Consider the following 12,230-nt stretch of genomic DNA (forward strand, 5'->3'; position numbering starts at 1 on the left):
ATGGAATTTGATTTTCTATCACCCGTTGATCACAAAATTATTCAATATATAAACGAACTTTCATCTCAACATTTAGGAAGTAAAGTTGCTTTTCATACGGATAAAGATTTTCCAGACATTAATAAATTAAAAATTGCAATTATTGGAGTATTAGAAAACCGTGGTGCTGTAAATTATTTAGATGAAGAAATCAACCTAGATGCGATTAGAAAAGAATTATATAATTTGTTTCCAGGAAACTGGCAAAGTTCTATTGGCGATTTAGGAGATATTTTACCCGGAAACACTATAGAAGATACTTTTTTCGCTTTACAGAAAGTCGCTTCAAAGCTTATAAAAAAAGGAATTATTCCAATTATTATTGGGGGTTCTCAAGATTTGACTTATCCACTCTATAGAGCTTATGACAATCTAGAACAGATGGTCAATTTGGTATCTATAGATAGTAAGTTTGACTTTGGTAAACAAGAGGATGGTATTTCAGCAAAATCATATTTGTCCAAAATTATTTTAGAGGAACCAAACAACCTTTTTAATTTTAGTAATATTGGATACCAAACTTACTTTAACTCGCAAGAAGAAATAGATTTAATAGAGAAATTATATTTTGACGCCTACAGATTAGGAGATATTTGTAACAATATTGAACTAGCTGAGCCAACATTTCGTGATGCAGATATTGTTAGTATTGATTTGAATGCCGTTACTTCATCGTATTCAGGAAATTTAATTGCTTTTACCCCAAATGGTTTTGATGGAAAAGAAATATGTAGTTTATCTAGATACTCTGGAATAAGTGACAAGGTTAGTTCTTTTGGAATTTTCAATCATAATGCTAGAAAAGAAGAGTCAGTTCTTGTTGCACAAATAATTTGGTATTTTATTGAAGGTGTGAATTACCGATCCAATGAATATCCTTTTAGCACTAAAGAAAACTATTTAAAATATATCGTCCCTTTAGAAACGGAAGAATTAATATTTTATAAAAGTAATAAAACGGGAAGATGGTGGATAGAAATAAATTTTTTTGCTGGTCAACACAATAAACTGAAAAAAAATACGTTACTACCTTGTTCTCATGAAGAATATTTAGCTGCCTGTAATAATGAAATACCAGAACGTTGGTGGAAAGCTCAGCGAAAAAATAGTATTTAAAGATATTGTTTAAAATAAATATAGTAAAATACTTATAAAATTCGTTTAAAAAAGCGTTTTATCGTTAAAAAATGCATTTTATCGATAAAATATTTTTTTTTTAAAAACATTAATTCTATTTTTGAATTGTGAATTTAGATATTGAAAGATTTTGCAAATAAATTTAATAGTAATTAATTGCTTTTTTGAAAAATAATAAATAGGTTTACGACCTAAAATTTTATAAAAATAACCCCAAAATATACATATGAAGAAGTTCATAACATTTGCGTCATTTTTAGCTTTATTAACCAGTTGTGGTGGATCTAGCGATAAAGGTGAATTGGTAGGAGTTAAAGGAAAAAAATGGCATCCAGAAAAGCCATTTGGAATGACTTTAATTCCAGGTGGAGCATTCATTATGGGTAAATCTGATGATGACCCTGCAAATATGCAAGATTCACCAACAAAAACGGTTACCGTAAGATCATTTTATATGGATGAAACGGAAATTACTAACAGTGAGTACCGACAATTTATAGAATGGGTAAAAGACTCTACAATTAGAGTTCGTTTAGCGATTCTTGCAGATGAAGTTGGACAAACTTCTACTGGTAAAGGCGGTAAAGGTGGTGGCAAAGGGGGAAGCATTGGAGATTTTGCTTTCAATGATGCCGATCCTGCTAAAATGACTCCGTATGATAAATACATGTATGAGAATTATTATAGCGTGGGAACTGATGATGATCAATATGCAGGAAGAAGATTGAATAAAAAAATCAAACTTATAAAAGATGCTAAAAAATATCCAGACGAGTATTATACTGAAGTTATGGATACTATGTATTTACCAATTGCAGAATCCTATAATGGTTTAAGAACTATTGATGTAAAAAAATTAAAATTTAGATATTCTTGGATGGATATTCAAGCGGCTGCGAAAGCTAAAGTTGGAAAAAGAAGTTCTTTTATCAGAACCGAACAACAAGCTGTTTATCCTGATACTACCGTTTGGATTAAAGACTTTGCATATTCTTATAATGAGCCAATGCACAATGATTATTTTTGGCATCAAGCGTATGCACAATATCCTGTTGTTGGGGTAAGCTGGAAACAAGCTAAAGCTTTTTGTGCTTGGAGAACTTTAAACAAAAATTCTTATATAAAATCAAAGAAAAAAGGGCGTGATCTTATTAATACTTTCCGTCTTCCAATTGAATCAGAATGGGAATATGCAGCAAGAGGCGGTTTAGAATCAGCTACATTTCCTTGGGGAGGTCCCTATGCCAAAAATGATAGAGGATGTTTCTTAGCAAACTTCAAACCAAATAGAGGAGATTATGCTGCAGATCAAGCTTTATATACTGTAGAAGCGAAATCATATGAGCCAAATGGCTATAATTTATACAACATGTCGGGTAACGTAGCTGAATGGACTGATTCATCTTATGACGCAGCAGCATATGAATATGTTTCTTCAATAAATCCTTACGTTTCCGATATAAAAAATATGAGAAAGTCGGTTCGTGGAGGCTCCTGGAAAGATGTTTCCTATTTCTTACAAGTAGGCACAAGAGATTATGAATACGCAGATTCAGCCAGAAGTTATATTGGTTTCCGTACTGTTCAAGACTATATGGGAACAAAGGTCACTAAAAATGGCGCACCTAAAAAATAAATTAAACTAACTTGAATATATTAACTTAACTAACTAAAAATTATTATTATCATGGCATTATTAAGTAAAAAAGTAATGAATTTCGCTTACGGTATGGGAGCGGCAGTTGTAATTATCGGAGCATTATTTAAAATACAACACTGGACTGGAGCAAGTGAGATGTTAATTATCGGACTTGGAGTGGAAGCGTTAATCTTTGGTCTGTCTGCTTTTGACCCAGTAGATAATGAACTAGATTGGTCACTTGTCTATCCAGAATTAGCTGGAGGTGAGGCGAAAGCAAAAGATAAAAAAGAAGATCCAAAAGACGCACAAGGTTTATTATCTCAAAAATTAGATGCTATGTTGAAAGAAGCTAAAATTGATGGTGAATTAATGGCGAGCTTAGGAAATAGCATCAAAAACTTTGAAGGTGCTGCAAAATCAATTTCTCCTACTGTTGATGCAATGGCAGGTCAAAAGAAATATGCTGAAGAAATGGGTAAAGCTGCAACTCAAATGGAAGCTTTAAATGGTCTATACCAAGCACAACTACAAAGTGCTGAAAGAAATACGCAAATTAATAATGAAGTTGCTGAAAACAACCTAAAATTAAAAGATCAAATGCAAAGTTTAACTTCTAACCTTTCTACATTAAACAATGTATATGGTGGAATGCTTTCTGCAATGAGTAACAAAGGATAATTAGTTTTATAACTATCTATTTTAACAAAATAATAATTTAAACTAATTAGAAAAAATGGCAGGAGGAAAATTAACCCCTAGACAGAAGATGATTAACCTGATGTACCTGGTTTTCATCGCAATGTTGGCATTAAACATGTCAAAAGAAGTATTAACCGCTTTTGGTTTGATGAACGAAAAATTTGAAAGCGTAAATAAATTTTCAGAAGATTATAATAAAAGTTTGTTAGGAACTTTAGAACAAAAAGCCGAAGATGAGCCGGTACGTTTTAAAGCACCTTTAGACAAAGCGGTTGAAGTTCAAAAAATCTCTAAAGAGCTTTACACTTTTTTAGGTACTTTGAAAGCAGATGTTTCTAAAGAATTTGAAAGAGATGAAAAAACCGGAAAATTGCCGTATGAAGCAATGGACAAAGGTGGATTCATTGATGAAAACTGGTTTGAAGGTGATAAATATTCTAAAAAAGGAGACGAAATTATCGCTAAGATTGAAAAATACAAAAAAGATGTTATCGCTGTCTTTGGTAATGATGTTAAATATCAGCCAATCATCAACAATGTTAAAAGTAAATTTAATTTAGCCAATGTTAAAGATAAAGAGGGTGTTTCAAAAAAGTACTTATCATATCATTTCGAAGGCTTCCCTGCGGTAGCATCGATTGCAAAATTAACAAGTATGCAAAATGATGTTCAGCAAACAGAACAAGATATCTTCAATGCATTAATCGGTAATACAATTGCTCAAGCAGCATCATTGAAAAACTTCCAAGCTATGGTAATTTTAGATAAAAACGTATTCTTTGAAGGTGAAACGGTGAAAGGTAAAGTTGTATTAGGAAAATATGATGCAAATACGGTTCCAACTAGTTTTTCTGGACCCGGTAAAATTGAAAATGGTCAAGCGGTAATATCGATGACTGCTGGTGGTGTTGGAGAAAAAACCATTAATGGTACATTCTCATTTATGGAAGATGGAAAACCAGTCCCATTGAAATTTGAAGGTAAATACGTTGTAGTCCCACGGCCAAATTCTGCTAACATTTCTGCAGATAAAATGAACGTAGTATACAGAGGTTTACCAAACCCTATGACAATTTCATTTGCAGGTATCCCTGAAAGTGATGTAACAGCTTCGGCTTCTGGATTAACTTCTGCAGGTAAAGGAAAGTATAATTTGAATCCTGGTTCCGGTACTGAAGTAGTCATTACTGCTACAGGAAAAATGGCTGATGGTAAATCTGTTTCTGATAAAAAAGTGTTCCGTATTAAAAATATTCCTGCGCCAGCTGGTGCAATAGCCGGTCAAGTCGGAATAGTTAAAGGTGCTAAATCACGTTTAGAAGTTTCTCAAATTTCTGCTGTATTACAGGATTTCTTGTACGACTTAAATTTTGAAGTGACCAAATTTAGCTTTAAAGTACCTGGACAAGCGGCAGTAGTCGTTTCAGGAAATAGAGTTAATGCGCAATGTAAAGCTGCATTGCAAAGGGCTTCTAAAGGTGACCAAATATCTATTTTTGACATTAAATCAAAAATTGTTGGAAGCTCAGCAGCACTTGACATCAAGACAGCAGCACCAGTTATTTACGAAATTCAATAATAATTTAAGTTGAAAAAAAGAAACCTACTTAAATAACTTAAAGTATACGATTATGAAAATTAAAAATCTTTTTTCAGTAGTTTTTGCAGTAGCAATGAGTGCTTCAACTTTTGCTCAGACAAACTTGTTGAATTCCAAAACTCCAGATGAGATTGGAAAGAAAACATCTGCTCAAATAATTTCTGACAATGATAAGCCATTATCGTATGGTTATGTTCTCGACAGAGATGTGTTAATGGGTAAAACTATTTGGGAGTTTATTGATATTGACGAGAGAATTAATTTTCCTTTGTACTATCCTATCGATACTAATTTTGTTGGAAAAGAAAGAAGAGCCTTATTCGATGTATTAGTAAAAAATATCAAAAATGGTAAGATTACTGAAGTATACGTAGATGATTATTTCAATGCTAAAAAGACATTCAAGGATATGGAGTCTTCTTTCACATACATTGATACAATTGATGCTGGAAAAGATGAAATTAATAATTATTACGATGATTACAAATCGGGGAAAAAAGTATTAGATCCGCAGTTTATAAACAAAAAAGAATTAGATGCAAGTTATATTTCTGGTTATAAAATAAAGGGTTACTGGTATTTTGATAAACGTCAAGGAGAACTAAAGTACAGACTCATTGCTTTGTGCCCAGTTACTCCAGAGGCAAGAGATGCAGGTAATGATAATGCCGATGTTATTGATTTGTTTTGGGTATACTTCCCAGCAGTTAGAGAAATTTTGCATGAGTCGAAGGCCTTTAATGATAAAAACTCTGCGATGCCTATCACCTTTGACCACTTATTAAACTCCCGAAGATTTAACGGTGAGATTTATAAAGAGGAAAACGTATACGGTGACCGTGAAATTCAACAATACATGAAAGACAATTCACAGAATCAGCTTTTAGAATCTGAAAGAATCAAAGAAAAGATTCGTAGCTTTGAATCAGACATGTGGAATTATTAAAAGATATTTCATAAAACACTATAAAACTCTCATCTTTTAGGTGAGAGTTTTTTAATTTACAGGTATGCTCGATTATATTATTGTTGGATCAGGATTGGCCGGAATTGCCTATGCAGAAACACTTTTGCAAAATGGAAAGTCATTTAAAGTTTTTGATAATCATTCGCAAAATTCAACACAAATAGCTGGTGGTTTATACAATCCAGTAATTCTAAAAAGATTTAGCGAAGTTTGGAATGCGAAATCTCAATTGGAATTAGCTGATCAATTTTATAGGGAGATTGAACAAAAACTTGCCATCAAACTGGATTATAAAATTCCAATCTACAGAAAATTCTTCTCTGTAGAAGAACAAAATAATTGGTTTTCAGCATCCGACAAACCCAAAATATCTCCGTTTTTATCTACAAAAATTATTCATACTAAATATAACGGAATTGACGCTCCGTTTGGTTATGGTGAAGTATTACACTCTGGTTACGTGGATACTGTTGTGTTACTTCAAAATTACCATAACTATTTGAAAAACAATAATTGGTTAGATGAAAATACATTTGACTATACTGATTTACAAATTTTTGACACTCATATTGAATACGCAAACCTTAGAGCAAAACACATTGTCTTTGCAGAAGGATTTGGAATGCATTCTAACCCATTCTTTAAAAATTTACCTCTTGACGGAACCAAAGGCGAATTATTTATCATTAAAGCGCCTGATTTGAATTTGGATGTAATTGTCAATACAAGCGTTTTCATTATACCGTTGGGAAATAATTTTTATAAAGTTGGCGCCACATACCACTGGGATGATAAAACAAGTATACCAACAAAAGAAGGAAAGCAAGAACTGATCAACCGAATTAAAGAAATTTTAAATTGTGATTTTGATATTGTAGAACATTTTGCAGGTGTGAGACCAACAGTAAAAGACCGTCGGCCTTTATTAGGTACACATTTCATGTACAAAAATATTCATATTTTAAATGGTCTTGGAACGCGCGGAGTTATGCTTGCTCCAGCTATGGCAATTGATTTATATGATTGTATAGAAAACGAGAAGCCTTTAGACAAAACAATAAATATTGATAGATTTAAATATTAAAATAACGCTACTACCTCAGCCTTTTATGAGATTGGAATTATAAAATCAAATCTTTTATTAAACATAAACTGCCATCTTGTCAGATTTTGAATTTTAGTATTATCTTTGTTTTCGTGATTCCGATAAATTGGGATTAATACTAATGTGTAGTTGAGATTCCGATAAATCGGAATGACAAATTTGGAATATGGAAAAGGAAATTGACGAGCAAAAACAAGGTACTAGTCTTGTTTTACAAAACAAACCAGAAAACACCAAAAAACTATTCATAGAAAGCTATGGTTGTGCGATGAATTTTTCGGATAGCGAAATCGTGGCTTCTATTATGACCCGTGAAGGTTATAATACTACCGCAATTCTAGAAGAAGCCGACTTAGTATTGGTAAATACCTGCTCTATAAGAGACAAAGCTGAACAAACCGTAAGAAAACGACTTGAGAAATACAATGCTGTTAAACGTGAAGTAAACCCGAATATGAAAGTCGGTGTTTTGGGTTGTATGGCCGAACGTCTTAAAGAAAAATTCCTTGAAGAAGAAAAAATCGTCGACATGGTTGTCGGTCCCGATGCTTATAAAGATTTACCCAATTTATTGAAAGAAGTCGAAGACGGCAGAGATGCTATCAACGTAATATTATCTAAAGAAGAAACTTACGGAGATATTTCACCTGTGCGTTTGATGAGTAATGGCGTAACCGCTTTAGTGTCGATCACTCGTGGTTGTGATAATATGTGCACGTTTTGCGTAGTGCCTTTCACACGTGGTCGAGAACGCAGTCGGGAACCACAAAGTATTATCGGAGAAATTCAAGATTTATGGAACAAGGGTTTTAAAGAAGTTACCCTTTTAGGACAAAATGTGGATAGCTATTTATGGTATGGTGGTGGATTAAAAAAAGATTTCGAAAAAGCTTCCGAAATGCAAAAAGCTACCGCAGTAGATTTTGACCAATTACTTGAAATGGTCGCAATCCAATTTCCAAAAATGCGTATTCGTTTTTCGACATCTAATCCACAAGATATGCACGAAAGCGTGTTGTATGTGATAGCAAAATATCCAAACATCTGCAAACATGTTCATTTACCCGTCCAAAGCGGCAGTGACAGAATTCTTAAAGAGATGAATCGTTTGCATACTAGAGCTGAATATATGATGCTGATCGATAAGATTAAAACGATTCTTCCTGAAAGTTCCATTACTCAAGATATCATTGCAGGATTTCCAACCGAAACCGAGGAAGATCATCAAGATACTTTGGCTTTAATGGACTATGTAAAATATGGTTTTGGCTATATGTACGCTTACTCTGAAAGGCCTGGAACACTAGCAGGTAGAAAAATGAAGGATGATGTTTTAGAAGAAACTAAGTTTCGAAGACTTCAAGAAATTGTTGACCTACAGCGCATTCACAGCGGAATTAGAACCAAAGAATTTGTAGGCAAAACTGTAGAAGTTTTAGTGGAAAAAGTTTCAAAAAAATCAGAGAACGATTTATCAGGACGGAATTCACAAAGTTTTATGGTGGTTTTCCCAAAAGCACATTATAAAATTGGAGATTTTGTGAATGTAAAAATTATCAACTGCACCAGCGGAACCTTAATTGGTGAAGCTGTTGGGTTTAGTGAGATGAATTAACAAAGCCACTAATTACACAAATTTTCACAAATTAATTTTGTTATAAAAGATGGAAAAAAATATTGAAATTAAATACAAACCAAACATTGAAAATTTAATGAAAGTTTCAAAGTACCTTTTAGTTAATTTACCCTTTGTTAAATATTTTCCTTTAGCTTTCATTATTTTAATTTTAATGACCAAGCTTACTACATTAGTAAACACAGCGACAATTGAAGAAAAATACGATTTGGGTGATTTTTTTGCTTTGTTTGTAATTATTTCTTTATGGATAATTATTTTTTTCAGAAAACTTTCAACAATGAAGAAAAATATTCTTTCAAACAAAAAAATTTTAAATTACAAACCATTACATTCAACACAAAATCCTATATTCAGGAAGGCGAAACTTTTAAAATTGAGAATTTTTGGAATGAAACATATCAAATTAAGGAAACAAAAAAATGGTTTTTAATTTATCAAAAAAAGAACACAGCTCTTCCGATAATTAAAACCGACTTAAAAGACAATCAATACAACGAAATAAAAGAATTATTTAATTCAATAAATATAAAAAAGAGTTTAAAATAATGGTTTGTGAGATTCTTCCTTTATCAAACACGAGAGCTATGCTCGAACCTTTCTGCCGACAGGCAGGCTGGCGAAGCAATGATATCGAGATCGGAGAAACTTTTAAACCTTAAACTTTAAACCTTAAACTTTAAACTTTTTTAAATGGAAACCGTTCAAAGTATAAAACAACGTTTCGAGATTATTGGAAATGATTCAAAGCTCAATCGAGCGATAGAAAAAGCGATGCAGGTTGCTCCTACTGATATTTCAGTATTGGTCGTGGGCGAAAGTGGCGTTGGTAAAGAAAGTATTCCAAGAATTATCCATGCGCTTTCCCATAGAAAACATGGAAAATATATTGCCGTAAACTGTGGCGCTATTCCAGAAGGAACTATTGACAGTGAGCTTTTCGGACATGAAAAAGGTTCCTTTACCGGAGCTAATGCTGAGCGCCAAGGGTATTTTGAAGTGGCTGATGGAGGAACAATTTTCTTGGATGAAGTGGGCGAATTACCTTTAACAACTCAAGTACGCTTACTTCGAGTTTTAGAAAATGGTGAGTTTTTAAAAGTAGGTTCTTCTCAGGTTCAAAAAACGAATGTTCGAATTGTTGCGGCCACTAATGTAAATATGTTTGATGCTATCGAAAAAGGAAAGTTCCGTGAAGATTTGTATTATCGATTGAGTACCGTTGATATTCCATTACCATCATTACGCGATAGAAAAGATGACATCCATTTATTATTCAGAAAATTTGCGTCTGATTTTGCTCATAAATATAAAATGCCTGCTGTTAAATTAAGCGATGAAGCCGTTCAATTTATCCAAAAATACCGCTGGAGTGGCAATATTCGTCAACTTAGAAATTTTGCCGAACAAATATCTGTTTTAGAAACTAATCGCGATATATCGTTAGCGACAGTTCAATCCTATCTCCCTACTGAAGGCTCCAACTTACCATCAGTAATTAGTGGAAAGAAATCTGAAAATGATTTTTCTACCGAAAGGGACATTCTTTACAAAGTACTTTTTGACATGAAAAGTGATTTGCATGATTTGAAAAAATTGACGTTAGAATTAATGCAAAACGGAAGCTCAAAAGTACAGGAAATGAACAAAAATTTAATTCAAAAAGTTTTTGGTCAAAAGGAAGAGTCGGTCTCTAACTTTGAAGACGAATCAAGAACAAACAGTATTTCACAACAAAATGAAATAGAACAAGAGGAATTTGATGATGATGACAATACAAATTATTTAATGGCTGAAACCATAGAAGAAGAAGAAGAAACTTTAAAGTTAGAACACCGCGAAATTGAGCTTATCAAAAAATCATTAGAACGTCATAAAGGCAAAAGAAAAGCTGCCGCAGATGAATTAGGAATCTCGGAAAGAACACTTTATCGAAAAATTAAGCAATATGACCTATAAATTTTTTCATTGCGTTCAGACTTGTTACGTTTAGAATCCCAAACTTACTAACTATGAAAAATATTTTTTTCTTATTGACGATTGCTATTACTTTTCTATCTTGTAGTAATGATACAGATAGTTCCTCCACTTTAAAAAAGATTGAAAAAGTCGTTTTTTACAAGAATAGTACCAATGAAAAACATTGGAATATTAACAATAATCTATTGACTACTATTACACTAGCTGACGGAACCATTGTTGAAGAGTTTGTTTATGACAATAAAAATAGAGTTGTTAGAGATGTAAAATATACAAATGGTTTAGTATCAGAAACTGATATAATAACCTATAATGTAGATGATAACATTAAAACCATTAATGGTTTACCTTATACATTTAATGCAGCTACTCAAACTTACAATTATAATTACGGAAGCGGTTTTACTATTAGTTGCCAAGTAAATTCAGATAAATTAGCCCTTAACTTTATCCGTACGGGTTCAAATGCAGGTCAATATCATATGACGTATTCTAATGGCAATATGACTTCATTTGAAAAAGTAAACAACAACTCAACTGATTTAGTTAAAAATTTCCGATTTGATGCTATGCTTGGTGCTAATCCAATTTATAATGCTGTTTTAGCAGTAGCAAGAGTGAAATCACTAACAGATCCAAGCTTTTTTATTGACTGTCAAGCCTCTAAAGACATGGCAAACGGTTACGACAAAGGAACAACTGATTCTTTTTTCTATAATCATGGTGCAATTACTGATGTTGAAGGTAAACATTTACAAGTTGGCATCGAGGTTTTAGACAGCAATAATAACTTTGTTGAATTTTACTCTTTTGCTGATTATTACTATCAATAATCTACTTCCTTAATTCAAAATAAAGAATTACTTTAGCAGTCTTTAATTGTTTGCATGAAGTTTCTAAAATTATTTTCCTTTTTAATACTAGCCACTACTATTAACGGTTGCAGCGTATATAATTTTACAGGCACTGGTAAAATTGACGCTAAGACGTTTCAAGTTAATTATTTTCAAAATACTGCTGATATAGTAGAGCCCGGAATTGAAAGAACATTTACCAATAAGCTTCAGGAAATTATTCAAAATCAAACCAATTTGAATTTGACCAATTCTAATGGAGATTTGTTATACGAAGGTGAAATTGTAGATTATAGAATTACACCAATGCAAGCTACAGCAGCGCAAACCGCTGCAGAAAGTAGACTCACAATAGCCGTAATGGTTCGATTTACAAATAAAAATAAAGAAGCCGATAATTTTGAAAAACGTTTTTCTTTTTTTAGAGATTATCAAGGTACTGAATTACCCGTTGGATCAACACTTAACGGATATATTGATGAAATATTTGAGCGTATAACTCAAGATATTTTTAATGAATCATTAGCTAAATGGTAAAAAAGTTGCCAGTCGCACTAAGCAGTCACTGAAA

The 12,230-nt window shown here is 32.6% G+C and carries 12 protein-coding genes; all 12 read left to right on the plus strand.

Features of this window, described 5'->3' with window-relative positions:
- The gene (locus ACIQ2L_RS00335) at nt 1-1,155 is read left to right on the plus strand and encodes a formimidoylglutamase (RefSeq protein WP_396155319.1); all 1,155 of its coding nucleotides are present in this window, start codon (nt 1-3) and stop codon (nt 1,153-1,155) included.
- A 247-nt stretch (nt 1,156-1,402) separates the two neighbouring features.
- A complete protein-coding gene (gene gldK, locus ACIQ2L_RS00340; RefSeq protein WP_396155321.1) occupies nt 1,403-2,812 on the plus strand; it encodes a gliding motility lipoprotein GldK in 1,410 nt (469 codons plus the stop codon).
- A gap of 51 nt (nt 2,813-2,863) precedes the next feature.
- Nucleotides 2,864-3,496: a gliding motility protein GldL gene (gene gldL / locus ACIQ2L_RS00345; RefSeq protein WP_396155323.1), complete on the plus strand. Its 633-nt coding sequence runs from the start codon at nt 2,864-2,866 to the stop codon at nt 3,494-3,496.
- Nucleotides 3,497-3,551: 55 nt separating this feature from the next.
- Nucleotides 3,552-5,096 carry a gliding motility protein GldM gene (gene gldM, locus ACIQ2L_RS00350; RefSeq protein WP_396155325.1) on the plus strand — a complete coding sequence of 515 codons (1,545 nt, stop codon included), beginning with the start codon at nt 3,552-3,554 and terminating at the stop codon, nt 5,094-5,096.
- A 52-nt stretch (nt 5,097-5,148) separates the two neighbouring features.
- Nucleotides 5,149-6,063, plus strand: coding sequence for a gliding motility protein GldN (gldN, locus tag ACIQ2L_RS00355; RefSeq protein WP_396155327.1), 915 nt, complete (start codon nt 5,149-5,151; stop codon nt 6,061-6,063).
- Nucleotides 6,064-6,127: 64 nt separating this feature from the next.
- The gene (locus tag ACIQ2L_RS00360) at nt 6,128-7,168 is read left to right on the plus strand and encodes an NAD(P)/FAD-dependent oxidoreductase (RefSeq protein WP_396155329.1); all 1,041 of its coding nucleotides are present in this window, start codon (nt 6,128-6,130) and stop codon (nt 7,166-7,168) included.
- 187 nt (nt 7,169-7,355) lie between these two features.
- Complete coding sequence (miaB, locus tag ACIQ2L_RS00365) at nt 7,356-8,804, plus strand: tRNA (N6-isopentenyl adenosine(37)-C2)-methylthiotransferase MiaB (protein WP_396155331.1); 1,449 nt, start codon at nt 7,356-7,358, stop codon at nt 8,802-8,804.
- A 49-nt stretch (nt 8,805-8,853) separates the two neighbouring features.
- Nucleotides 8,854-9,258, plus strand: coding sequence for a hypothetical protein (locus ACIQ2L_RS00370; protein WP_396155973.1), 405 nt, complete (start codon nt 8,854-8,856; stop codon nt 9,256-9,258).
- A complete protein-coding gene (locus ACIQ2L_RS00375) occupies nt 9,231-9,374 on the plus strand; it encodes a YcxB family protein (RefSeq protein ID WP_396155960.1) in 144 nt (47 codons plus the stop codon). Before ACIQ2L_RS00370 ends, ACIQ2L_RS00375 begins: the two co-directional genes overlap by 28 nt.
- Nucleotides 9,375-9,518: 144 nt before the next feature.
- On the plus strand, nt 9,519-10,784 hold the full coding sequence (locus ACIQ2L_RS00380; RefSeq protein WP_396155333.1) for a sigma-54 interaction domain-containing protein: 1,266 nt from the start codon (nt 9,519-9,521) through the stop codon (nt 10,782-10,784).
- 53 nt (nt 10,785-10,837) lie between these two features.
- The gene (locus tag ACIQ2L_RS00385) at nt 10,838-11,638 is read left to right on the plus strand and encodes a hypothetical protein (protein ID WP_396155335.1); all 801 of its coding nucleotides are present in this window, start codon (nt 10,838-10,840) and stop codon (nt 11,636-11,638) included.
- Nucleotides 11,639-11,692: 54 nt separating this feature from the next.
- The gene (locus ACIQ2L_RS00390; protein WP_396155338.1) at nt 11,693-12,196 is read left to right on the plus strand and encodes an LptE family protein; all 504 of its coding nucleotides are present in this window, start codon (nt 11,693-11,695) and stop codon (nt 12,194-12,196) included.
- Nucleotides 12,197-12,230 lie beyond the last annotated feature (34 nt).

Origin of the sequence: Flavobacterium sp., from assembly GCF_044369455.1 — a bacterium.
Lineage (GTDB): Bacteria > Bacteroidota > Bacteroidia > Flavobacteriales > Flavobacteriaceae > Flavobacterium.